The sequence below is a fragment of the Bradyrhizobium lablabi genome, from assembly GCF_018131005.1.
GTDB classification, from domain to species: Bacteria; Pseudomonadota; Alphaproteobacteria; order Rhizobiales; family Xanthobacteraceae; genus Bradyrhizobium; species Bradyrhizobium lablabi_D.
This window is the reverse complement of the sequence record NZ_JAFCJK010000003.1, coordinates 285,282-308,557: the sequence shown is the minus strand read 5'-3', so window position 1 is coordinate 308,557 and position 23,276 is coordinate 285,282. Positions and strand designations below refer to the sequence as shown.

The window sequence follows — 23,276 nt, the reverse complement described above, 5'->3', positions numbered from 1 at the left end:
GGATCATACGCGGCGTCGCTCACGCCGGACATCACGAAGATGGGAGGCGGGTGCCTTCCGGGATTAAATGATCGCAAGGTTGAGCGGCTGGCGATGTCCGTCAAAGCGGCTATTTCATCTCCTTGCCGCTCTGCACGTCGTACTGGCCCTGGTTCACGATCGGCTTCTGTGGCCCCGTGCCGTAGGCAAAGTTCGGTGAGGGCGTCTGGTAGCCCGGAGGTGGCTCAGTCAGGGATTCGCGGTTCGGTTCACCCTTGAACTGGGTGGACTCGCTGCTGTTTCCCTTGAACATACCGAGCAGGCCGCCGGTATAGCCGAGCTCGGCCGGGCTTAGCGACGGATTTTTGGTCACGCCCGGCTCGATTGGATCCTTTTTATCGGTAGCGGTCGCCTGCTTCCTGCCAATCTCGATTTCCTGGCGCGTAAGCGGCTGAGCCGCCTCCCACTGCTCCTTCTTCTTTTCCTTCTTGCGTGCCTCGATCGCCGCCTTGCGCTTGGCCACGTCAGGGTCCTTCGGCCAGTTCGGCGCGTTCGCTTGCGCGGCGGAGGCCGGCGGAGGCAGGTCGATCTTCGGCGGCACCACCAGGGGCGAGCGCTCGCGGTAGTCGATGCCCTTGTTCGCCATGCTCTTGGCGCCGAGACCGGTCATGAGGTTGTCGATGAGCCTCTCTTCGAAGGTCATGCCGTCGTCATCGTCGTCATCATCGCCGGCACGCGCGGCGCCCGCCACCATGACCAGGCCGATCCCGGCGGCCACCACGGCCAGGCGCAGGCCGCGCAGCAGGGTCGGCCGGGAGGTTTCGATCAGATAACCGCGGGCTTCGGTGTGGCGCATAGCGCGATTCCCATCTCAAATTTCGGCAAAGCGATCACAGGCATAGGCGCAATTCCGCCGCCTGCAGCCACGCGACCGCCGCCCGGCTCGTATCGGTCGGGATCAGGGCGCTTTTACGGCGGGTACCCCCAGGAAGGAATCATACAGGAGGGCTGCAACACCGGCAACGATCGCTGCATCGGCGAGGTTAAAGACATACCAATTATAGGTATTTCCCGCGATCTCGACATGAAACAGGGCAAAATCGACCACGGCTCCGTAAGCGAATCGGTCGATGCCGTTGCCGATGGCGCCGCCAATGATCAGCCCAAGCGCTACCGTGGCAATCCAGGTCCGGGATCGCGCCATCCAGATCGCCAGCACGATGACTGCAACCGCTTTGACCACCACCAGGGCGAGCTGGGCCGCCGGGCTCTCGCTCTGGAACCAGCCAAAGCTGATGCCCGGGTTCCAGGCCAGCACAAGGTCGAAGAACGGCGTCACCCGAACCGCGCCGCGACGGGCGATATCGAACACGTTGAGCAGCCAGAGCTTGCTGGCCTGATCAATGATCAATGTCGCGATGGCCGCGATCACGCCGGCGCGGAGCGGAGAGGTCAAGCCGTGACCCCCAGCGCCTTCCACTCGCGCAGCGCCTGCGCGTCGCGCGGCGAGACGTCAGGATATTCGGGGTCCTCGCCGATGGTGGGTAGGATCTTCCACGAGCGCGCGCACTTTGCTCCGATCGCCCTCTCCACCACCACGGCGACGCCGGGCACGTCGTTCAGCCTGAACGCGTTCGCTGGCGGCGCCTCATTGGTTGCCATCGCATTCGAGGTGATGCAGACCTCAGCGAGATCGACGTCGAACAACGTCGCGAAGATCTTCGGTTCCGTGACATAGACCAGCGGCGAGGCCTCCAGCGACGAACCGATGTTCTTGGCAGCGCGTTCGAGCTCGAGCGCGCCGGTGACGACACGGCGCACGTCGCGGATAACATCCCATTTCGCCGCGAGCTTGTCGTCGCGGAATTGCTCGAGGCCTTCGGGGAACAGAGTCAGGTGCACCGACGGCTCGGTGTTCGGCCGGTACATCCGCCAGGCCTCGTCGGCGGTGAAACTCAGGATCGGCGCGAACCACTTCAGGATCGCGTCGCACAGCAGGTCGATCGTGGTCAGCGCCGCCTTGCGTGCCACCGAGGACGGCGGATCGCAATAGAGCGTGTCCTTGCGGATGTCGAAGTAGAACGCCGACAACTCTGTGTTCATGAAGGCGGAGAGGCTTGCGACCACGGTCTTGTAGTCGAACTCGGCATAGGCCTTGCGGATGTTTTCCGCCTGACCAGCCAGCCCATGCAGCATCAGCCGCTCCAGCTCCGGCATGTCGGCATAAGCGATCTTCTCGGTCGGCTTGAAATGGTGCAGCGTACCGAGCATCCAGCGGATAGAGTTGCGCAGCTTGCGATAGGTCTCGATCGTGTTCTTGAGAATCTCGGGGCCGATGCGCTGGTCGTCGGCATAGTCGGTGGCGCAGACCCACAGCCGCAGGATGTCCGCTCCGGAATCCTTGATCACCTTCTGCGGCTCGACGGTGTTGCCGAGCGATTTCGACATCTTGCGGCCGTTCTCGTCGAGCGTGAAGCCGTGGGTGAGCACGATGTCGTAAGGAGCCCGACCCCGCGTGCCGCAGCTCTCCAGCAGCGAGGAGTGGAACCAGCCGCGATGCTGGTCGCTCCCTTCGAGATACATCACAGTGTCGTCGCCGCCGTCGACCTTGCGGACGATGTTGCCCAATTGCGGAAAGTTCTGCCGGTCTTCCAGCACGAACGCATGCGTCGAGCCGGAATCGAACCAGACGTCGCAGATGTCGTCGACCTTCTTCCAGTCTTCCGTCGCGCGGGCCCCGAGGAAGCGTTCGCGGGCGCCGTCCTTGTACCAGGCGTCGGCGCCTTCCTCCATGAAGGCCTCGGTGATGCGCTGATTGATGACCTCGTCCTGCAGGATCTCGGCGGAGCCGTCGCCTTTCTCGCGCACGAACACGGCGATCGGCACGCCCCATGCGCGCTGGCGCGAGATCACCCAGTCGGGGCGGTTGGCGATCATGCCGTTGATGCGGTTCTGGCCCGCCGGCGGGACCCACTGCGTCACCGAGATCGCGCGCAGCGCGCGGGCGCGCAGCGTGTCGCCCTTCCTTGCATGGCCGTTCTCGGCGATGTCCTTGTCCATCGCGATGAACCATTGCGGCGTGTTGCGGAAGATCACCGGCTTCTTGGAGCGCCAGGAATGCGGGTATTGATGCTTGAGGCGCCCGCGCGCCAGCAGCTTGCCGGCCTCGACCAGGGCCTTGATCACGGCCTCGTTGGCATCGCCCTTTTCGCCCTTGTCGTTGAGCACGCGCTTGCCGGTGAAGCCGGGGGCCTGTGCGGTGAAGGCGCCGTTCTCGTCGACCGTGTAGGGGATCGTCGTGTTGATGCCGCGCGCCTCGAGTTCGCGCGTGTTGGCCGTCCAGACGTCGAAGTCTTCGCGGCCGTGGCTCGGCGCCGTATGCACAAAGCCGGTACCGGCATCGTCGGTGACATGCTCGCCGGCGAGCAGCGGCACGGTGAATTCATAGCCGCCGGAGAAGCCCTTCAACGGATGGGCGCATTCCACCGCGTCCAGCGTATCGCCTGGAATGTCGCGCACCTTCTCGTAGGCCGTGACGCGCGCCTGTTTGAACACGCCTTCCGCCAGGGCGTCGGCGAGGATCAGCAAATCGCCCGCCCTGGTCCAGTTGTCGGCGGGTGCCTCGGTGACCTTGTAGAGGCCGTAGGCGATCCTCGGCGAGAACGAGATGGCGCGGTTGCCCGGCAGCGTCCAGGGCGTGGTGGTCCAGATCACGACAGAGGCATTGGCGAGCGCGCCGTGCGCCGGCGAGGTGACCGGGAATTTCACCCACACCATGTCCGAGGTATAGTCCTCGTATTCGACCTCGGCTTCCGCAAGCGCGGTCTTCTCGACCACGCTCCACATCACCGGCTTGGAGCCGCGATACAGCGTGCCGTTGGCGGCGAACTTCATCAGCTCGCGCGCGATCTGCGCTTCGGCAGGATAGCTCATCGTCTCGTAGGGGTGGTCCCAGTCACCGATGATGCCGAGCCGTCTGAACTCCTCGCGCTGCACGTTGATCCAGTACGTTGCGTAGGCGCGGCATTCCTTGCGGAACGCGACCATCGCGGCGGAGTCGCGGAAATCGGGTTTCGGCTTGCCCTTGGACCGGTAGTTCTCCTCCTCGATCTTCCATTCGATCGGCAGGCCGTGACAGTCCCAGCCCGGGACGTAATTGGAATCGAAGCCGAGCATTTGCTGGCTCTTGGTGACGACGTCCTTGAGGATCTTGTTCAGCGCGTGCCCGATATGGATGTTGCCGTTGGCGTAGGGCGGGCCGTCATGCAGCACGAATTTGGCACGGCCCCGGGCGGACTGGCGCAGCTTCTCGTAGAGGCCGATGTCGTTCCAATATTTGAGAATCTCCGGCTCGCGCTGCGGCAGGCCGGCGCGCATCGGGAAGTCGGTCTGCGGCAGATAGAGGGTCTTGGAATAGTCTCTGGCGTCGGTCTTTTGCGGCATATCGGACATAAGGGCTCTGATCTGGCTCAGAAGGGCGCGGAAACGCGATCAATCGCGGGTGCAAACGACGAAATCCCGGTCTTGCGCCGAGCCTAAAGGCTCAGTCGGAAGCCGGGCCGCTAATATTGATGTTGCGCCGCACGAACATGGGCGCCTTCCATAGCAGCCGAAAGTGAAATCGCAAAGCCTCCGGTTTTCCGCGAAATCGGGACTCCGGACGCCGTCAGCCCAAGCGTGGCCGGGCCGGATTTCCCGTCACGGTCGCATGTGGCGCCACGTCTCGCGTCACCACGCTGCCGGCGCCGATGACTGCACCGTCACCAATGGTAACGCCGGGCAGGATGATGGCACCACCGCCGATCCAGACGTCGTTGCCGATCCGTATCGGACGGCCAAATTCCAGTCCGGCGCGCCGTGTCTCGGCGTCACGCGGATGATCGGCGGTATAGATCTGCACGGCGGGACCGATCTGGGTGCGGTCGCCGATCGTCACCTCGACGACGTCAAGGATCACGCAATTGAAATTGAGGAACACGCCGTCGCCGAGACTGATGTTGTAGCCGTAGTCGCAGAAAAACGGCGCGCGGATCACCGAATCGTTGCCGACCCGACGGAAGCGTTCGCAGAGCAGCGCGTGCAGTTCGTGTGCGTGGGAGGCCGATGATGCGTTGTAGCGCATCATCCATTGTTCTGCGGCGGTGTGATCGGCGGCGAGTTCCTGGTCCGGACGATAGAGCTCACCAGCGAGCATTTTCTGTTTCTCGGTCTTGTTCAACCAATCGCTCCGAGCTTCGGGAACGCGTCCGGTGCTGCAGCCAAGGCCGCACGTGCCTTGGCGCTATCGTCGTCCATCTGGCGGATCAGCGCATCGATGCTGCTGAATTTCAGCTCGTCGCGGATGAAGGCGATGAAGGCGACGTCGAGCACCGAGCCGTAGAGGTCGCCCGTGAAGTCGAACAGGAAGACTTCGAGCAACGGCGCGCCGTTGTCGAAGGTCGGGCGGCGGCCAAAGCTTGCGACACCGTCGATCCGTTTGGATCCGCGCCCGACCCGCACCGCATAGATTCCATGCTTCAAGCCGCAATGCCTGTCGAGGCGGATATTGGCGGTGGGATAGCCGAGATCGCGCCCGCGCTTCTCGCCGTGGATCACCTCGCCGGTGATGAACCACGGCCCGCCCAGCATGGCGGTGGCGTCGGCGATGTGACCTTCGGCAAGCGCCATGCGGATCGCGCTGGAGGACACCGGACGCTCCTCGATATCGACATGGGCCTGCACGTCGACCTCGATCCCGAGCCGCGGCGCCTCGCTGACCAGAAGGCTCGGCGAGCCGACGCGGCCCTTGCCGAAATGGAAGTCGTAGCCGACCGCGATCCCGCTGATGCCGAGCCGTCCGACCAGGTCGTGGTGAATGAAATCTTGCGCGGTGGTGCCGGCGCGCGCCTTGTCGAAGGTCATCACCACGGCGCCGGCGAGCCCCGTCGCAGCCAGGAGGCGCAGCTTGTTGGTCTCGTCGGTGAGGCGGAATTGCGGGCTGTTCGGGCTGAAGAAGCTGCGTGGATGCGGCTCGAAAGTCACCGCGAGCGCCGGCTTGCCATGGGCCTTGCCCATTTGCAGGGCCGCTCCGATCACGGCGCGGTGACCGAGGTGGACACCGTCGAAATTGCCCATCGCGACAACGGCTCCCTTCGGGATAGCGGCGGCAGGGGTATCGTCGCGGATAACGGTAAAGCCTGTGGTCATTTCCGGGATTCTTCAAGGATTCTCAAGCATGATCTCTTGCCGACGGACCGTGACTTGCTCGCGCCTCGGGAGTCAAGCGGTCGGAATTCGCATCAAATCGATAACAATCCGAATTCTGCGGGTTAACGCGCTGTTTAACGCCGGCTGATAGAGCTTCCGTGAAAACTGCGGGCCGCGCAGGCCTGTCTGTCGTGGTTGCGTTAGCGTCGCGTGGGGGAGTGAAGATGGCGGTTGATTTGTCCATGCCGGTTCTGGTGGTTGATGACTACAGCACCATGATCCGCATCATCCGGAATCTTCTTAAGCAACTCGGCTTCGAGAATATCGACGATGCCTCCGACGGTTCGGCGGCGCTGAACAAGATGCGCGGCAAGAAGTATGGCCTCGTGATTTCCGACTGGAATATGGAGCCGATGACCGGCTACGACCTGCTCAAGGAAGTCCGCGCCGATCCCAACCTCGCGACCACGCCTTTCATCATGATCACGGCGGAATCCAAGACCGAGAACGTGATCGCCGCCAAAAAGGCCGGCGTGAACAATTACATCGTCAAGCCCTTCAACGCCGCCACGCTGAAGACGAAGATCGAGGCGGTGTTCCCCGACATGGCGACCGCGTAAGGCGCTCACCGCTTCGGTGATAATTTTTGTCATACCGGTCAACAGCCCGGGCATGACGGCATCGCGCGCGGCAACTACCAGCGCAGCTCGCGCATCAATGCGCGGGGCGGGTGGCCGAACAATTCCTTCACCGAGCCCTGGTCGAGCTGGTCGATACCCTCGAATTGCTCGGAGTGGATGCCGCGGGTGATGAACAGGCAGTCGATGCCGAAGCCGTGAGCGCCGGCGAGATCGGTGCGCACGGAATCGCCGATCGCGAGCACGCGGCTCGGCTCAACGGCGTGTCCGCGCCGCTTGGCGGCCAACGCCATGGCGCGTTCATAGATCGGCCGGTGCGGCTTGCCGTAGAAGATCACTTCGCCGCCAAGCTCGCGATAGAGTTCGGCGATTGCGCCGGCGCAATAGATCAGGCGGTCGCCGCGCTCGACCACGATGTCGGGATTGGCGCAGACCAGCGTCAGCTTGCGCTCGCGCGCTTTCAACAGCATATCGCGGTAGTCTTCCGCGGATTCGGTCTCGTCGTCGAACAGTCCCGTGCAGATGATGTAGTCCGCCTGCTCCAGCGGGACCAGCACGGCGTCGAGGCCGCGGTGAATCGAGCCGTCGCGCTCGGGGCCGACCCAGAGGATCTTCTGCCCAGGATGATCGGAAACGAAGTGACGCGTGAGGTCGCCGGACGAGACGATCGCGTCACAGGTCTCGTCCGCGACGCCGAGCTTGCGCAACTGTCGCTGCACGGAATCGGCCGGTCGCGGCGCATTTGTGATCAGGATGACGGTGCCGCCCTGCTGGCGGAAGTTGTGCAGCGCCGCGCAGGCTTCGGGGAAGGATTCGAGCCCGTTATGCACGACGCCCCAAATGTCGGACAGTACGACCTCGACACCTCCGACGAGGTCGCGCAGCCGCTCGACGAAGCGCAGCGATGTCATGACGACGCTGACCCGCTAGCCCGGGCCGACGGCGCGGCGCGCCAGCGCGGCATTACCCGTTGCACGCGCCGGCTCCGTGGCGGAGGCGGAGACGAGAGTTGAATTGCTGGCGCCATTGGGGTCCTGCGGCTTGGTCTGCGGGGCCCCGGCGGTAGCAGATGCGCCTTCCGGCCGCAACGGTCGCGGCGGCGCGAACAGGAAGCCCTGGCCGAACCGTACGTCGTAGTCGAGCAGGTCGACCACCGCGCGCTCGCCTTCGATCTTTTCGGCGATCAGGTCGATGCCGTAACGGCCGAGCAGGTCGGAAAGGTCGGAGGGATGGATATCGGAGGCGGAGCTCTGCTTCGGGTCGAGCAGCAGCGCCGCCGGCACCTTGATGAAGCGGACGCCGCGGTCCGCAAGCTCGCGCGGCTCGAGGCGGAGATCGGTGACATGGTCGATCGAGAAGTGGTAGCCGCGCTGCGATAGCGCGGCCAGATTTTCGCTCTCGGTCGGGCCCAGATTGCGGAAGGTGGCCTGCTTGAATTCGAGCACGAAGGAGGGCGCCAGCGCACGGTTGGCCTCGAGGAAATCCAGGCACTGGGTAAAATTGGCTGATGTCGCGAGCGTCGCCGCGGAGACGTTGCAGAACACGCCGACATCCTTGTTGCGCACCATCAGGCGGCGCAGCACCTGGACACACCGCAGCATCACCATGTGGTCGATGCGGCCGATCAAGCCGCCGGCCTCGGCGATTCCGATGAAGTCATCGGCGGCCAAAATCTGGTCCCGCTCGTCGCGCAGCCGCGTCACCGCCTCGTAGTAGCGCACCTTGCGCTGCGGCAGCGTCACCATCGGCTGTAGGTAGATGTCGAGGCGGTTGTCCTCGATCGCGTTCTTTACCGCGCCAAGCAGTTGGCTTTCGCCGCGCGCGACCGCGGCGGGCTCGGCGGCAACAGGCCCGGGCGCCAGTTGGGGTGTCGTGCCGACCTCCGGCAAAGGGGCGACAAATGGCAACGGTTCGTCCCGTGGCGGTTCAGCCCGCCGGCCGACCGCAGACGGAGGAGCGGCCGCCGCGCCTGCCGCCAGCATGTCCTCATGGCTGGCGACGGAGGCGGCGAGCTGATTCACCAGCACGCCAAGTTCGTTGATCTCGCCGGCCAGGGCCTGCATGCGATCGGCGCCGGTGGAATTGGCTGATACCACGCGCCCTTCAACTGCGGCGAGCCGACGGCCGAATTCGGCTACCTGGCGGGCGAGGTCGGCGGTGCCGCGCGACAGGTCCGCGATCTGGCCGCCAACGTCGGTGCGGTCACGCAGCCGCATCGTGACGGCGTTGTAGAGGATCATGAAGGTCAGGGCGGTCAGAGCCACGATCGCGGATTCCGACCCGCTGATCCCCGCGACCGAATACAGGACGAAACCCAGTGAGGCTGCGACCAGCACCATGCAGATGGCGATGAAGATCGTCGAGATGCGAATCATGTCGTGCGCGGCGTCCCCAAGTGCGCTGACCTTAGCATCATTGTTGATTCGACGGGCGCGTGATCTTCGGAACCGGCTGGAACTGAACACGATTTTCGCGCCGCCGCCGTCTTGCCGGCGGCTTCGGATCAGAGATCGCCCGCCGCGATCCAGAATACTTCGCCCTCGGAATCCTCGGTATCCAGCCAGAGCAGCGGCAGGCTCGGATAGGAGGCCTCCAGATTGTCGCGGCCGCGGCCGATCTCGCAAAGCAGCCCGCCATGAGGCGTGAGATGCTGTTTCGCCTCATCGAGGATGCGGCGCACGACGTCCAGTCCATCAGCGCCGCCGTCGAAGGCTAGTTTTGGCTCGGCGCGGCACTCGCGGGGGAGCGATGCCATGCCCTCGGCATCGACATACGGCGGATTGGAGATGATGAGGTCGTAGCGTTTGTCGCCGAGCGGCTTGAACAGGTCGCCGCGGTGCAGCGTCATGCGGCCCTCGAGGCCGTAGTCGGCGACGTTGCGCGCGGCGACGTCGAGCGCATCCTTTGAAATGTCAACCGCGTCGATCGGGGCATTGGGAAAGGTGCGGCATGCCAGGATCGCGAGGCAGCCGGAACCGGTGCAGAGGTCGAGCACGCCCGTAACGTTCTCGGGATCGCCGATCAGCGAGGTGCCCTCATCGCCGTCGCCGAAATGCGAATCGAGCACTTCGCCGATGAAGGAACGCGGCACGATGGTGCGCTCGTCGACATAGAACGGTAGGCCGCGCATGTAGACCTTGTTGACGAGATAGGCGGCCGGCTTGCGCGTCGCGATGCGGCGCTCGATCAGCTCGAGGAGCTGCTTACCCTCCGCGGCCGTGACGCGCGCGGCCGCGAATGCCTCGAACTGATCGGGATGCAGATGCAGCGTCTCGCAGACGAGGAAGGCGGCCTCGGCCATCGGATCGGTGGTGCCGTGCGCGAATACGAGGCTCGCCGCGTTGAAGCGGCTGACAGCGTAGCGGACGAAATCGAACAACGTTTGGAGCTCGCCGGGCGGGACCTTCGGCGGCTTGGGCGCGGCGGGACGGCCCTTCGCCGGCACTTTGCTGCGCTTGGCCATCAGGACTTGGTCCAGCGCGCGGCTGCTGCGTCATCGTGATCGCTGGCCTCGATCCAGCCGGTGCCGTGCACGCCTTCCTCGCGCTTCCAGAACGGCGCGTTGGTCTTGAGGTAGTCCATCAGAAATTCGGCGGCCTCGAACGCGGCCCGCCGGTGCGGCGAGGCGGTCACGACCAGCACGATGTTCTCGCCCGGCGCGATCCGGCCGAAGCGATGGATGACGGCGAGCCCCTGCAGCGGCCAGCGCGACAGCGCCTCGTCGGCATGGCGGCGGATCTCGGCTTCCGCCATTTCCGGATAGTGTTCGAGCGTCAGCGCTGCGATTGGTTCGCCCTTCTCGCTGCCGCGGCAGATGCCGGTGAAGCTGACGACCGCGCCGATATCGGTGCGGCCCTTCGTCAGCGCCGCGATCTCCTGCGCGACGTCGAAGTCGGCGTCCTGGATGCGGATGGTTGCAGCGACGGTCATGCGGTCTCGTTTGTCCGACACGTTTCTCCAGGCGAACCGGTAGCCGCTACGCCTGAAAACGCAAGCTGAAGCGCGATCAGATCAGGATGAATCATCATCGCGCTATAGCTTGTTGTTTGCGCATGATCTTTCGGAAAACCGCTGCGCACTTTTCCGGATCATGCTTTAGCCGCCGGTCATTGGCGGGAAGAACGCGATCTCGCGGGCACCCGCAATCATTGCGTCCGGCTTCACATGCGCGTGGTCGATCGCGGCGCGGATCACCTTCGGCTTCTCGAAGGCATGGGCATAGGTCTCGCCGCGCGCGGCGAGCCAGCCGATCAGGTCATCGACAGTGCGTACCTCGGCCGGCGGTTCGAGGGTCTCTTCCGCCTTGCCGATACGCTCGCGGACCCAGGCAAAATACTTCACCCTCATGCCTCATCCTCCTTGATGAGGTGATGGATGCCGGCGCGGAAATAATCCCATCCGGTGTAGATCGTGAAGATCGCCGACATCCACAACAGCACGATGCCGATCAGCGTGGTCGCCGGAATGATCTGCTCGCCGGCTTCGCCGGCAATCAGGAAGCCGATTGCCACGAGTTGGACCGTTGTCTTCCACTTCGCCAGCTTGGTGACGGGAACGCTGACGCGCAGTCCGGCCAGATATTCGCGCAGGCCCGAGACCAGGATCTCGCGGCACAGGATCACGATCGCCGCCCACAGCGTCCAGCCATGGATGCTGTTGTCGGCCGCCAGCATCAGCAGGCACGACGCGACGAGGAGCTTGTCGGCGATTGGATCGAGCATCCGGCCGAAGGCCGATTGCTGGTCCCACATCCGGGCGTAGTAACCGTCGAGATAGTCGGTCACCCCGGCCGCGATGAACACGGTCAGTGCCACCCAGCGCAGCCATAGCGGCCCGTCCAGGATTGACTGCCAGTAGACGCAGCCGATCACCACCGGGATGGCGGCGATGCGTGCATAGGTCAGAATATTCGGAAGGGACATAGTCTTGGGCTGTCCCCTGGTCGTGGCGATGTTCATTCGTCCTACCAATACCGCTAAAGCCGGAAGGTCAACAGTGCGTACCCACACGATTCGTCACAGGCGACGCCCGTGGGACTCTTGCCTCCCTTTAACCCGGCTGGGCGTGGAAAAACTCGAAAATCTTTCGGGCACTCTCGGCGCTCACGCCGGGAACCTTGCCGAGATCGGCAATCGAGGCCCGCTCGATCTCCTTCAGCGTTCCGAAATGGCGCAGCAAGGCCCGCTTGCGTGAGGGGCCGATGCCCGGAATTTCCTGCAGTCCGGCCTCGCGGATGTCCTTTTTGCGCAGCTTGCGGTGCGAGCCGATCACGAAACGATGCGCCTCGTCGCGCAGCCGCTGGATGAAATAGAGCACGGGATCGCGCGGCTCGAGTTTGATGGCCTCGCGGTCCGGCATGAACAGCGTTTCGCGGCCGGCGTCGCGATCCGGCCCTTTGGCAACCGCCATCAGCGTGACCTGGGTCAGGCCGAGGACCTCGAAGATCTCCCGCGCGGCATTCAGTTGCCCGCGGCCGCCGTCGATGATCACGAGATCGGGCCATTGCGGGAACGAATCGTCGTCCGCCTTGATCCTGGCGGCGTCGTCGCCCTCGGCGGACTTCAAGAGCCGCTTGAAGCGCCGCTCCAACACCTCGCGCATCATCGCGTAATCGTCGCCGGGCGTCAGCCCTTCGGACTTGATGTTGAACTTGCGGTACTGGTTCTTTACGAAGCCGTCCGGGCCCGCCACGATCATCGCGCCAACCGCATTGGTGCCCTGGATGTGGCTGTTGTCGTAGACTTCGATACGCTTCGGCGTGTGCGGCAGGCCGAGGGTCGTGACCATCCCCTCGAGCAACCGGCCTTGGGTCGCGGTATCGGCAAGCCTGCGGCCAAGCGCTTCGCGCGCGTTAGTGAGCGCGTGGCTGATCAGCTCCTTCTTCTCTCCGCGCCTGGGTGCGGACACCTCTACCTTGCGTCCCGCCTTGACCGACAGCGCGTCGGCGAGCAGCCCGCTCTCCTCGATCTCATGCGAGAGCAGGATCAGCTTCGGCGGCGGCTTGTCGTCGTAGAATTGCGCGAGGAACGAGGACAGCACTTCCTCGGGGGTGAACGTCTTCTCCGCGCGCGGGAAATAGGCGCGGTTGCCCCAGTTCTGGCCGGTGCGGAAGAAGAAGACCTCGACGCAGGAGTAGCCGCCTTCCTGGTGGATCGCGAACACGTCGGCCTCTTCCACTGTGCGCGGGTTGATGCCCTGCTGCGACTGGATCGCCGACAGCGCTGCGAGGCGGTCGCGGTAGAGCGCAGCGGTCTCGAACTCGAGTTCGCCTGACGCCTTCTCCATCTCGGCGGCGAGCAGTTCCTTCACGGCGTGGCTGCGGCCGGAGAGGAATTCGGTCGCCTCGCGCACCAGTTCGGTATAGCCCGTGAAATCGATTTCGCGTGTGCAGGGGCCCGCGCAACGTTTGATCTGGTAGAGCAGGCAGGGTCGCGTGCGGCTTTCGAAGAAGCCGTCGGTGCAGGAGCGGATCAGGAACGCGCGCTGCAGCGCCGTAATGGTGCGGTTGACGGCGCCCGCGGAGGCGAACGGTCCGAAGTATCGGCCAGGCCGGGTTTGCGCGCCGCGATGCTTGAGGATCTGAGGCGCCCAATGGTCGCCGGTGATAAGGATGTAAGGAAACGACTTGTCATCGCGCAATTGAACGTTGAAGCGCGGCCGGAGTTGCTTGATCAGATTGGCTTCCAGCAGCAACGCCTCGGTTTCGGTCGCGGTCGAAACGATCTCGACGCTGGTGGTCGCCGCGATCATGCGCAGGATACGGGCCGGCTGTGGCGCATTCACGCGCGCATAAGACGACAGCCGTTTACGGATGTTCTTTGCCTTGCCGACATAGAGCACGTCGTTAGCGCTGTTGAGCATCCTGTAGACGCCAGGCGAGGTGGGCGCGAGGCGGACCGCGTTCTCGATCGCAGCGTGCCCGACCGCGAGCGGGCCCTCGGCAATCGCCTCGCCGGCGTCGTCCGGGACGTCGGGCAGGCGGGCCTCGTCGTCCTCGTCGGCCGCAGAGGTCTCAGGATCAACGTCGCCCGTATCGAGCACGAGGTCGTCCTGTGGGGCGACGGAGTTCGGACCGCTCCGTGCCTTTCGGGCCGGCGGCGTCGGTTGGCTTCGAGAATCGTGAACCATGTGGCCTAAATTAAGCGCTGGGGCGCGCCGGCGCCAGAACCACCGCCACAGGGAAATCTGCCCCAATTGCAGGGGGTTACAGAACACGGAACGCACGCCAGGCAGCGCAACGCATTGTTAAGATTGATGGGCGGGCGGTAACCCGCCTTAACAGGCCCTTAACTTAAAACTCTCGATAAATCCCAACGAAAAAAGTGGATATCCGTAACCATGCCGGCCTTTCGCCGGCGGGTCGCGGCAGTTGCGTGGTGGAGCGTACCGATGACCCGGTTGGTTTTGCGTGTGCTGGGCTTGATCGTCGGAGCCTGGACCACGTCGGCGGCTTCGGCCGACGTCAATTATGGCTCGCAAGCGCCCTACACCGTCTACCAGCCGCTCAATGCCTATAGCTGGGCCGGTCCGTATCTCGGCGGGAATGTTGGCTACACTTGGGGGTCGGTCGACAACAATCCGACCAAGCCGTCCGGTTTCGCCGGCGGGGTCCAGGTCGGATACAATTTCCAGAACGGGCCGTGGGTGTTCGGCATCGAGGGCGACATCCAGGCAACGGCTGCCGACGACACTTTCGCGCCGTGGAAGTTTTCCAACCCCTGGTTCGGCACCGTGCGCGGCCGCGCCGGCTATGCCTTCAACAATGTCCTGTTCTACGCGACCGGTGGTCTCGCATTCGGCGAGCTGCGCGGCGAGACCTTCGGCCTGTCGGAATCGCACACCAATGCGGGGTGGACGGTCGGCGGCGGCGCCGAAATGGGCTTTGCCCCGAACTGGAGCGCCAAAATCGAATACCTCTACGTCGATATCGCCAACAGCAACTTCGTGGTCACGGGAGCACCGAACGGCTACGCGTTCAGCCTGATCCGCGCCGGCGTCAACTATCACTTCTAAGAACGAGAAAACGTCGACCACCGACTCCCGGTCGCGACCCCGCGGCCGGGATTTTTTCTCCGATGGAGCATGCGCTGACGTCCGCCCGGAATGCCTGTCGCAAAGTCCACGGTCCGCAAGTCGCGCAATCACCACCGTGTGGAGTCCGCCAGAGCAGCGGCCACATCATGCAGGCAATCCACAGCGAGCACGCGCCGTCGTCGCGCCCGGCAATCAACTCACACGCAAAACGTCATTCCGCGCTTACCCCGAGTCCGATCTCATGATGCGGTCCAAACCAATCGCATCACGATTCAGGCTCAGGCACTCACGACGAAACCACCAGGTTGACCGCCTTGGGGCCTTTGCCCTTCTTGTCCGGTTCGACCTCGAATGTAATGCGCTGTCCTTCAGTCAAATCCTTCAATCCCGCCCGTTCGACGGCCGTGATGTGAACGAACACATCGCGACCGCCGTCATCGGGCTTGATGAAGCCATAGCCCCGCTCTCCGTTAAAGAATTTGACCGTCCCAGTCATGGCCATCGGGAAACTCCTCCCCCGCATTGCTCCACTGCTGCGCGCACGCCGCGTAGCAGTTGACCGACATTCGCTTGTCGGAAGCTTGGCCACCTGAGCAGGCCGATGCTCACGCCACCGGTCTGCCTGGATCTTATTTCGGCCTTGTCACTCCGCCGCAACCATTCGCGGAAGCGGAACGTAAAGCCAGTCATCACAGGATGAGCATAATACGGTTCCGCGCGGCTTGCCTACGCCTCAATCGCACTTTTCAGTGGGAGGTACGCTTACCGCTTCGGCATCTCGAGTCTGAACCTTGCGGCGCCACCCTGGCCGAGCGGCTTCTCGAGTTCGGGCAGGACGATCTTCAACTCGCCTGCCAGCTTCCATGGCGGATTGACGATCAAAAGCCCGGTGGAAACGAGCCCGCCGCCCGCTTCCTGTGGGGCGACACTGAATTCCAAACGCAAGCACTTGCCGGGCGGTTTGCTGTTCGCAGCCCCAGCAACAACCTTGCGGGCTAACTCGTCGGTGGTACGCCGTGATTTTACGGGGTACCACATCAGGTAAGCGCCGGTTGGCCATTTTTCGAATGCGCTCGCAAAACCGTCGGCCAGACGCTCGAACTCGTCCTTGGCCTCGAACGGCGGATCGATCAGCACGAGGCCACGTCGCTCGTTCGGCGGCACGAAGGCCGGCAACGCGGTCCATCCGTCAAGATCGACGACGCGCGCCTGCGCGTCGCGACGCAGCGCATCGATCAAGTGCTTGCGTGCGGCTGGCTCGACCTCGCAGGCGGTAAGCCGATCCTGCGGCCGCAGGAGAGCGCGCGCGATCAACGGCGAGCCGGGATAGGCCCTGAGGCCGCCGCCGGGATTGAACGCTCTGATAATGTCGAGATAGGACGTGACCAGCGGCAGCGCTTTGTCTGAGAAGCGCGCCTGCATCAGCCGTGCAATGCCGGTCAGCCATTCGCCGCCGCGCTGCGCCTCGCTCGATGTCAAGTCGTAGAGCCCGGCGCCGGCATGGGTGTCGATGACGCGAAACGGCGCCTGCTTCTCCTGCAGATAGGTGAGCATGCGCACGAGCACGATATGCTTGATGACGTCGGCGAAACCGCCGGCGTGAAAGGCGTGACGATAATTCATGAGATAGCAGTTACCACGTCATTGCGCGCGCAGCGACGTCTCCGGCATGGCTCGTTGGGATGAGGGGGCGCGGTCTTCGCACCGACACGTCTTTGCAATGAAGGAAAGCGGCTCCTGGATCATCATGCGATTAGATCGAATCGCATCATGATCTCATGTCCTTGCTTGAGCGTGATCTCCGCGCAAACGCTACGCGTTTGTCGCGAGGGAAAACTGCAACGCACTTTTCCGGATCATGCTCTAGCCGCCGCGAATCGGCGGCATCAGCACCTGTTCGCGGCGGCAGGCGCGACGGTCGATCTCCTCGCAGGAGCGGAATTGCAGGTCCTTGCTGAGACAGATCCGCACCTCGCTGAGACGTCTGCTGTCGCAGGTCACCGATATCGCCGAATTGCTCAACCCCGGATTGGCCTTGATGAAGGCATTCTCCAGCTCCTCAGGCGCGATCGTCTTCGGCTCCGACAATTGCAGGAATTCCTCGGGGATTTTGACCGCGGCGCGGGCTCTGCGAATGCTCTCGAAATAGGCCCGCGCACCCAGACCGGAGCAGGTGCCGTGCTTGTCCCATTCGTTGAAGATCAACCCCCGAGCCGGCATCAGGTCCAGCATCGAGGACACGATGTTGCGGTCCAGCCGCGGCGAGGGCCGTTGGCAATATTCCGGGAAGCCGCGTTCATATTGTGGCCACAGGCCGTGCACCACGAAGGCGTACGGCCGCCCGCCACACTGGACCTGCGTGCCGCGGCCGTTATTGCCGCGTTCGCTCGCTGTCTCGCAAAAGGAAGGCGACCAGGACAACGACAGCACATAGAAGTCGAACTCGCCCGGCGTGTTCTGCCGCCGGTCCTGTGCCGACGCCCCGCCTGCGCCAAGCAGGACCAAGGCGGCAATCGACATCAAATATCGGGAAATGGTGACCAATCGCGGCATTAAACGCTCCCTTACTCGACCTCGCCAAGCCTAGCAGGGAACCGGAACATTTCAAGAACAAAACGCGTCGGCCCAAAATAGGGTGAGCCGTGAGGCGTCGCTCGCTTCAGCAGAAGGTCAGGGCCGCGCGGCTCTGCATGATGGGTTGTAGGCCCAGTTGCGGTCGAGACCTGTGACGCACCACTCGACCCCCTGGCCGAAACCGGAGAAGCCGCCGTCCTCGAGGATCGAGTAATGCACCGAGCGCGCCTTGCCGTCGCTCAGCATCGCCTCGGCCACGCAATAACGCCGCGGAATATTGTCCGACTGCCAGGGACGGAATGCGATCTCATGGATCCGACTATAGCCGGTGATGACCAGCGGAGAATTCCAGAAGCCGCTTTCCTTCTCCTGGAACTGCGAGGTGATGGTCGGCAACGCCTTCTCGCACTCGGCCACCAGGCCGTCATAGCGCGGACCCGACAGCCAGAAATTCAGTTCGAACGGATTGGCGGCCTGGGCGGTCTCCCCGAATGCCAGCAGGCCGAGCACGACTGCGGCACCGAGGCCGAGCGTCCTGGGGAAAATGAACAGCTTGCGCATGGGAATCCACCCGATAGTCGAATGCGCCAGACGGTGCCGCGAAGCCCCGGCAAGGTCAAGTGCAGCGCGGCAACACCTGCAAAGAACTCCACTTCCAGCCGCCGGCTCACGCTTTTCACGGCCGTCGACGCCCTTTATGTTTAGTCTAGGCGAAATGGAGTCTGCGATGCGAAGGAAATTGGCTGCGTGCCTGGTTGCCGTCTGCGGAATACTGTCCGTTGCGCCGGCGCGGGCCGATTGGGTGCCGCCGTTCAAAGGCAATGACACCGGAGGCATCATCGCCTACTCGCTGGCGACCCAGACCGATGCGCGCCAGCTCGCCGTCGATCATTGCGCCGCCTATGGCAAGGTGGTGAAATTCCTGGCGGTTCAGCTCTATCCGGGCGGTTACCTCTCATTCGCCTGCCGCTGGGTGCCCTACGGCGCAGCCCAACGGCCGCTGCAGACGCTCTACTGACAGTACTTTCGACGCCTACGACAGATTAGCCGGGAGCCCTCGCATGACGCGGCAGCTTGCGTTGCTTGGTTCGGCTGCTTGCCTACTGCTGTCGGCCACCGCCGCCGGCGCGGTCGACCTTCCGCTCCGCAAGGCGGGCCTATGGGAGATGAAGATGGTCAGGACCGGCTCGTCGATGCCGGAAATGACCATGCAGCATTGCACCGACGAGACCACCGACAAGGAGATGAGCACGGCGGCCTCGCCGATGGCGAAGGAAGTCTGTTCCAAGCAGGACATCCAGAAGACTGCGACCGGCTATGTCAGCGACAGTGTCTGCGGCGCGGCCGGCGTCACGGTGACCTCGCATGCCGAGATCACCGGCGACTTCAACTCCGCCTATACGGTCAAGACCACCTCGCATTCCGAGGGCGGCGCGTCCGGCGCGCGGCGCGACACCACAACGACCATCGAGGCGAAGTGGCTCGGCGCCTGCAAGAGCGACCAGAAGCCCGGCGACATCATCATGTCCGGCGGCATGAAGATGAACGTCAAGGACATGGAAAAGCTGAAGGGATTGATCCCCAAGCTGCAGAAGTAGGCTTCCTCCCGCACGAGCGGAGAGAGGGAGAGTCACACCGGCACTCGTACCGCCGCCCGCAAGCCACCCATCGGACTATCGCCGAGCGTGATGTCGCCGCCATGCGAGCGGGCGATGTCGCGGGCGATCGCAAGCCCGAGCCCCGTGCCGCCCTCATCTTGATTGCGTGCATCATCGAGCCGAAGGAAGGGCTTGAAAACTTCCTCGCGCATCTCGACCGGAATGCCCGGCCCGTCGTCGTCGACGGTCACGGTGAGATAACGGTGGTCGCGATGACCGGTGATGGAGATCGAGTTGGCGTGGCGCGCTGCGTTGGAGACGAGATTGGCGAGACAGCGCTTGAACGAGGCCGGCTTTACGGTGACGACGGGCAGGCCGTGGAACGTCACCGTGGGGGTATGGCCGTGACGTTCGGCGTCGTTGCTCAATTCCTCCAGCGCCTTCGCCATGTCGGTCGGCTGCGCGATTTCACCGGAATCACCACGCGCGAAGGCGAGATAGTCCTCCAGCATCATCGACATCTCGTCGACGTCCTTGCGCATCGCGTCGATCTCGGGACCTTCGCCAAGCAGGGCCAGCTCGAGCTTGAAGCGGGTCAGGATGGTGCGCAGGTCATGCGAGACGCCAGCGAGCATCGCGGTGCGCTGCTCGATCGAGCGCTCGACGCGCGCCTTCATCTCCAAAAACGCCTGCGCCGCCCGCCGCACCTCGCGGGCGCCGCGCGGCCGGAAGTTGGGCGCCTCACGGCCCTTGCCGAAGCTCTCCGCGGCGTCGGCGAGTCTCAGGATCGGCTTGATCTGGTTGCGCAGGAACAGTACGGCGACGATCAGAAGGATCGTCGAGGTGCCGAGCATCCAGAAGATGAAGATCTCCGAATTGGAGGCGTAGGCAGCGCTGCGCTGGGCGAAGATCCGCATCACGGCGTCATCGAGCTGCACTCGGATCTCGACCAGATTGGATTTGCCGACGGTGTCGATCCAGAACGGACGGTTGATCTGGCGGCCGAGCTGCACCGACAGCGCCTGGTCGAGCAGAGAGAAGAACGGTTTCGGACCGGGCGGCGGCATGTCGCCCATGGGGAGGAAGTCGACCACGAGCTGCAGCCGCTGGCCGATGCGGCGGAGCTGCGCGCGGTCCTTGTCCTGCGGGTAGCTCTTGTAGACGTCGATCAGCGCGGCGATGTCCTGAACCACCGCGGCCGAGAGGCGCCGCGTCACCGTGTTCCAGTGCCGCTCCATGAACACGAAGGCGACCACAGTCTGCAGAATGACCATCGGCACGATCATGATCAGAAGCGCGCGAGCATAGAGGCCGGTCGGCATCCAGCCCTTGAACGCGTTGCCCATCCGGCCATTCGCTCGCGAGACGCGGCGCGAGGCGTTGCGGATCAGGGTCAGGCCGGTGTCAAGCGTGCTCATGACGGCGACTTAAGGCGCGGCTACCAGCCGATAGCCGATGCCGCGCACGGCCTGCAGGAACAACGGATTGGCGGGATCGCGCTCGATCTTGCGCCGCAGCCGGTTGATCTGCACGTCGACGGCGCGCTCGTTGACGGTGCCGCCGCTGGTCAGTGCTGCCCGTGGCACGGTCTCGCCGGGGGTGCTCGCGAGGATGCGCAGCATCTCGCGCTCACGGTCGGTGAGGTGGACGATCTCCTCGCCCTGGCGCAGCTCGCTGCGTTCGAGATGGAAGATGTAGGGACCGAATGCGATCTGCTCGACGGCCGTGACCTGCGGCGGAGCGGTGCGCTTGAGGATGTTGCCGATGCGCAGGACCAGCTCGCGCGGCTCGAACGGCTTTGCGACGTAATCGTCGGCGCCGATCTGCAGGCCCTCGATGCGGGCCTCCGCCTCATGGCGTGCCGTCAGCATGATGATCGGCACCGAGGAGGAGGTGCGGATGAAGCGGGCGAGATCGAAGCCGTTCTCGCCGGGCATCATCACGTCGAGGATGAGGAGATCGAAATGCAGCCCCTGCAGCTTGCTGCGGGCGTCGCTGGCGCTCATCGCCGTCGTGACGCGATAACCCTCGCTGGAGAGAAAGCGCGACAACAGGTCGCGGATGCGGCGATCGTCGTCGACCAGGAGCAGATGCGGTGCATCGTCGGCCGGCTGGAGCGGCGGTCGCACCATGGTTGCAACCTGCGCCACGGTCACTCCCTCGTCTTTCTGCCGCCGCCGAAGATTGTCTCGAGCACCTTGTCGGGATCGTCGCGGTCGATCATGGCGCGCAAGAACTGGCGCACGGTCTCGACGCCGGCCGGATCGATGTCGGCTACCGCGCGGTTGATGCGGTCAGTTTGCAGTCCTGCAAGCTTCGCCACCAGCGCCTCGCCCTTGGGCGTGGCGTAGAGCAGGCGCTGCCGGCGATCGTTGTTACCGGTCTTCTGCACGATGTAGCCTTCGTCGAGCAGCTGTTTCAGCACACGCCCGAGCGACTGTTTGGTGATTCGCAGCACGTCGAGCAGGTCGGCGACCTTCAGCCCGGGATAGCGGGTGACGAAGTGGATCACCCGGTGGTGGGCGCGCCCGAAACCGAAGGCTTCCAATTCATGGTCGGCGTCGCCGACAAAATCCCGGTAGGCGAAGAACAGGAGTTCGATGACATCCCAGCGCAATTCGCGCCCGCCGGTGGTGGGAGACGGATGGTCGCTTCCCTGCGAATCGGGCTTGGCAGCCATGTTCGAGAAATTTATGTCAGTCATATTGACGTATCTTGGGTTCAATGTTACAAAACTGACTGTCACGACGAAACATTAAGTCGTATGCCTGAGACAGCGTCTGAAACGGCCTGATGATGCTCGTGACGGCGGTTTGCGCCGCAATTTGGACTACCGTGCGATTGTCGAGCGGCATATCGCCAAACATACTGGACTTCAGCATTCCGCAAAAGCATGTCCTCAACGGCATGTTGGTAACGGAAACCGGCCGCCAGGCTGGTAGTGGTGAGGTCCGGCAGCAGGTCGGAAGAAAACAGGCCGGTGCTGGAATTGCGCCGGCCTTCGACAGCGGAAAGCAAGGGAATGAATTTGAAATTCGACATCCAGCCTGCGGCGCATCCGACTCAAGAGAAGGAGCGTGCGGCAAGGCTCGTGGACCCGGGCTTCGGCCGGATCTTCACCGATCACATGGCGATCGTCCGCTACAATCAGGCGAGTGGTTGGCATGGGGCGCGCGTCGAAACCCGCGCGAATTTCCCGCTCGACCCTGCCGGAGCCGTCCTGCACTACGCACAGGAGATTTTCGAGGGACTCAAGGCCTACAAGCGCGACGACGGCGGCGTGAATCTGTTCCGCCCCGACGCCAACGCACGGCGCTTCCGGAATTCGGCGGAGCGCATGGCCATGGCGCCGCTGCCGGAACCCGTGTTCATCGACGGGGTCGAGCAACTCGTCCGCATCGATCGCGCCTGGATTCCAGGCGGCGAGGGCAGTCTCTACCTGCGGCCCTTCATGATCGCGAGCGAGGTCTTCCTCGGCGTAAAACCGTCATCGGAATACATCTTCGCCGTCATCGCCTCGCCGGTCGGCTCGTACTTCAAGGGCGGACCTGCGCCAGTGTCGATCTGGGTGTCGGAGAACTATACGCGCGCCGCGATCGGCGGCACCGGCGCCGTCAAATGCGGCGGCAATTACGCCGCGAGCCTGCGCGCGCAGGCCGAGGCGATCGAGCACGGCTGCGATCAGGTCGTTTTCCTGGATGCGGTCGAGCGCCGCTACGTCGAGGAACTCGGCGGCATGAATGTCTTCTTCGTCTTCGACGACGGCTCGCTGCTGACGCCGCCGCTGGGCACGATCTTACCGGGCATCACCCGCGATTCGATCATCGAGCTTGCAAAGGATTCCGGCACCCGCGTGCGCGAGGAGCCCTATACGATCGACCAGTGGCGCAGCGATGCCGCCAGCGGAAGGCTGAAGGAGGCTTTTGCCTGCGGCACAGCGGCCGTCATCTCGCCGATCGGCAAGGTGTGTTCGGCGAACGGCGATTTTCAAATCAGTGGCGGTGCGGCCGGGCCCGTCGCCATGGGACTGCGCAAGCAGTTGGTCGACATCCAGTACGGTCGGACGAACGACCCGCACAACTGGATCAGAAAGGTGTTTTGACCGGCGGGCGCGGCATACAGCGCGCTCTCTCCTCCCTCGCCCCGCTCTTTGCGGGGAGAGGGTGGGGTGAGGGGCCGTCAACACAAATTCGAGAGACTCGAGCACGCGGAGAGTCCCCTCACCCGAAATTCGCTGGCGCGAATTTTGACCTCTCCCCGCGAAGAG

General features: G+C 63.7%; 25 protein-coding genes. 5 read left to right on the top strand and 20 right to left on the bottom strand.

Going from position 1 to position 23,276, the window contains the following annotated elements; genetic code table 11:
• Window positions 1–109: 109 nt before the first annotated feature.
• From JQ553_RS11365 to JQ553_RS11345, 5 genes are all read right to left on the bottom strand, one after another.
• On the bottom strand, window positions 110–835 hold the full coding sequence (locus JQ553_RS11365; RefSeq protein ID WP_212500025.1) for a hypothetical protein: 726 nt from the start codon (window positions 833–835) through the stop codon (window positions 110–112).
• A 102-nt stretch (window positions 836–937) separates the two neighbouring features.
• Window positions 938–1,435 carry a signal peptidase II gene (gene lspA / locus JQ553_RS11360; RefSeq protein WP_212500024.1) on the bottom strand — a complete coding sequence of 166 codons (498 nt, stop codon included), beginning with the start codon at window positions 1,433–1,435 and terminating at the stop codon, window positions 938–940.
• Window positions 1,432–4,431: an isoleucine--tRNA ligase gene (gene ileS, locus JQ553_RS11355; protein WP_212500023.1), complete on the bottom strand. Its 3,000-nt coding sequence runs from the start codon at window positions 4,429–4,431 to the stop codon at window positions 1,432–1,434. The genes lspA and ileS overlap by 4 nt, the downstream gene beginning before the upstream one ends.
• A 214-nt stretch (window positions 4,432–4,645) precedes the next feature.
• A complete protein-coding gene (locus JQ553_RS11350) occupies window positions 4,646–5,197 on the bottom strand; it encodes a sugar O-acetyltransferase (protein ID WP_212500022.1) in 552 nt (183 codons plus the stop codon).
• Complete coding sequence (locus JQ553_RS11345) at window positions 5,194–6,165, bottom strand: bifunctional riboflavin kinase/FAD synthetase (protein ID WP_212500021.1); 972 nt, start codon at window positions 6,163–6,165, stop codon at window positions 5,194–5,196. The genes JQ553_RS11350 and JQ553_RS11345 overlap by 4 nt, the downstream gene beginning before the upstream one ends.
• 224 nt (window positions 6,166–6,389) lie before the next feature.
• On the opposite strand from JQ553_RS11345, the gene JQ553_RS11340 reads away from it, so the two are divergent.
• Window positions 6,390–6,785, top strand: a complete 396-nt coding sequence (locus JQ553_RS11340) for a response regulator (RefSeq protein WP_016844467.1) — start codon at window positions 6,390–6,392, stop codon at window positions 6,783–6,785.
• A 74-nt stretch (window positions 6,786–6,859) separates the two neighbouring features.
• Here JQ553_RS11340 and JQ553_RS11335 read toward each other — a convergent pair whose 3' ends face one another.
• From JQ553_RS11335 to uvrC, 7 genes are all read right to left on the bottom strand, one after another.
• The gene (locus JQ553_RS11335) at window positions 6,860–7,714 is read right to left on the bottom strand and encodes a TIGR01459 family HAD-type hydrolase (protein ID WP_212500020.1); all 855 of its coding nucleotides are present in this window, start codon (window positions 7,712–7,714) and stop codon (window positions 6,860–6,862) included.
• Window positions 7,715–7,729: 15 nt separating this feature from the next.
• The gene (locus JQ553_RS11330) at window positions 7,730–9,178 is read right to left on the bottom strand and encodes an EAL domain-containing protein (protein WP_212500019.1); all 1,449 of its coding nucleotides are present in this window, start codon (window positions 9,176–9,178) and stop codon (window positions 7,730–7,732) included.
• Window positions 9,179–9,306: 128 nt separating this feature from the next.
• On the bottom strand, window positions 9,307–10,266 hold the full coding sequence (gene prmB / locus JQ553_RS11325) for a 50S ribosomal protein L3 N(5)-glutamine methyltransferase (protein ID WP_212500018.1): 960 nt from the start codon (window positions 10,264–10,266) through the stop codon (window positions 9,307–9,309).
• On the bottom strand, window positions 10,266–10,733 hold the full coding sequence (locus tag JQ553_RS11320) for a molybdenum cofactor biosynthesis protein MoaE (RefSeq protein WP_212500017.1): 468 nt from the start codon (window positions 10,731–10,733) through the stop codon (window positions 10,266–10,268). The genes prmB and JQ553_RS11320 overlap by 1 nt, the downstream gene beginning before the upstream one ends.
• Before the next feature lie 165 nt (window positions 10,734–10,898).
• The gene (gene moaD, locus JQ553_RS11315) at window positions 10,899–11,150 is read right to left on the bottom strand and encodes a molybdopterin converting factor subunit 1 (RefSeq protein WP_212500016.1); all 252 of its coding nucleotides are present in this window, start codon (window positions 11,148–11,150) and stop codon (window positions 10,899–10,901) included.
• Window positions 11,147–11,761: a CDP-diacylglycerol--glycerol-3-phosphate 3-phosphatidyltransferase gene (gene pgsA / locus JQ553_RS11310; protein WP_212500015.1), complete on the bottom strand. Its 615-nt coding sequence runs from the start codon at window positions 11,759–11,761 to the stop codon at window positions 11,147–11,149. The genes moaD and pgsA overlap by 4 nt, the downstream gene beginning before the upstream one ends.
• Before the next feature lie 91 nt (window positions 11,762–11,852).
• On the bottom strand, window positions 11,853–13,931 hold the full coding sequence (gene uvrC / locus JQ553_RS11305; protein WP_212500014.1) for an excinuclease ABC subunit UvrC: 2,079 nt from the start codon (window positions 13,929–13,931) through the stop codon (window positions 11,853–11,855).
• Window positions 13,932–14,192: 261 nt separating this feature from the next.
• On the opposite strand from uvrC, the gene JQ553_RS11300 reads away from it, so the two are divergent.
• On the top strand, window positions 14,193–14,816 hold the full coding sequence (locus tag JQ553_RS11300) for an outer membrane protein (protein WP_212500013.1): 624 nt from the start codon (window positions 14,193–14,195) through the stop codon (window positions 14,814–14,816).
• Window positions 14,817–15,123: 307 nt separating this feature from the next.
• On the opposite strand, the gene JQ553_RS11295 is transcribed toward JQ553_RS11300, so the two are convergent.
• The 4 genes from JQ553_RS11295 to JQ553_RS11280 all read right to left on the bottom strand — a co-directional run bounded on the left by JQ553_RS11295 (window position 15,124) and on the right by JQ553_RS11280 (window position 17,972).
• The gene (locus JQ553_RS11295; protein WP_066502379.1) at window positions 15,124–15,339 is read right to left on the bottom strand and encodes a cold-shock protein; all 216 of its coding nucleotides are present in this window, start codon (window positions 15,337–15,339) and stop codon (window positions 15,124–15,126) included.
• Between the two features lie 260 nt (window positions 15,340–15,599).
• Window positions 15,600–16,460, bottom strand: a complete 861-nt coding sequence (locus JQ553_RS11290; protein WP_212500012.1) for a 23S rRNA (adenine(2030)-N(6))-methyltransferase RlmJ — start codon at window positions 16,458–16,460, stop codon at window positions 15,600–15,602.
• Window positions 16,461–16,700: 240 nt separating this feature from the next.
• Window positions 16,701–17,390, bottom strand: a complete 690-nt coding sequence (locus tag JQ553_RS11285; RefSeq protein ID WP_212500011.1) for a ribonuclease T2 family protein — start codon at window positions 17,388–17,390, stop codon at window positions 16,701–16,703.
• A gap of 117 nt (window positions 17,391–17,507) precedes the next feature.
• Complete coding sequence (locus JQ553_RS11280) at window positions 17,508–17,972, bottom strand: hypothetical protein (RefSeq protein ID WP_212500010.1); 465 nt, start codon at window positions 17,970–17,972, stop codon at window positions 17,508–17,510.
• A gap of 166 nt (window positions 17,973–18,138) precedes the next feature.
• On the opposite strand from JQ553_RS11280, the gene JQ553_RS11275 reads away from it, so the two are divergent.
• A complete protein-coding gene (locus JQ553_RS11275) occupies window positions 18,139–18,429 on the top strand; it encodes a hypothetical protein (protein ID WP_212500009.1) in 291 nt (96 codons plus the stop codon).
• Window positions 18,430–18,472: 43 nt separating this feature from the next.
• Window positions 18,473–19,009 (top strand): DUF3617 family protein, encoded by a 537-nt coding sequence (locus JQ553_RS11270; protein WP_212500008.1) that lies wholly within the window; start codon window positions 18,473–18,475, stop codon window positions 19,007–19,009.
• Window positions 19,010–19,041: 32 nt separating this feature from the next.
• On the opposite strand, the gene JQ553_RS11265 is transcribed toward JQ553_RS11270, so the two are convergent.
• From JQ553_RS11265 to JQ553_RS11250, 4 genes are read right to left on the bottom strand one after another with little or no spacing between them, the layout of a single operon-like run.
• Window positions 19,042–20,427 carry an ATP-binding protein gene (locus JQ553_RS11265; RefSeq protein ID WP_212500007.1) on the bottom strand — a complete coding sequence of 462 codons (1,386 nt, stop codon included), beginning with the start codon at window positions 20,425–20,427 and terminating at the stop codon, window positions 19,042–19,044.
• Window positions 20,428–20,436: 9 nt separating this feature from the next.
• A complete protein-coding gene (locus JQ553_RS11260; RefSeq protein WP_249144222.1) occupies window positions 20,437–21,141 on the bottom strand; it encodes a response regulator transcription factor in 705 nt (234 codons plus the stop codon).
• A 20-nt stretch (window positions 21,142–21,161) separates the two neighbouring features.
• The gene (locus JQ553_RS11255) at window positions 21,162–21,713 is read right to left on the bottom strand and encodes a MarR family winged helix-turn-helix transcriptional regulator (RefSeq protein ID WP_212500005.1); all 552 of its coding nucleotides are present in this window, start codon (window positions 21,711–21,713) and stop codon (window positions 21,162–21,164) included.
• A gap of 38 nt (window positions 21,714–21,751) precedes the next feature.
• Complete coding sequence (locus tag JQ553_RS11250) at window positions 21,752–22,051, bottom strand: hypothetical protein (protein WP_212500004.1); 300 nt, start codon at window positions 22,049–22,051, stop codon at window positions 21,752–21,754.
• Here JQ553_RS11250 and JQ553_RS11245 point away from each other — a divergent pair.
• A complete protein-coding gene (locus tag JQ553_RS11245) occupies window positions 22,032–23,111 on the top strand; it encodes a branched-chain amino acid aminotransferase (RefSeq protein WP_212500003.1) in 1,080 nt (359 codons plus the stop codon). The genes JQ553_RS11250 and JQ553_RS11245 overlap by 20 nt on opposite strands.
• Window positions 23,112–23,276 lie beyond the last annotated feature (165 nt).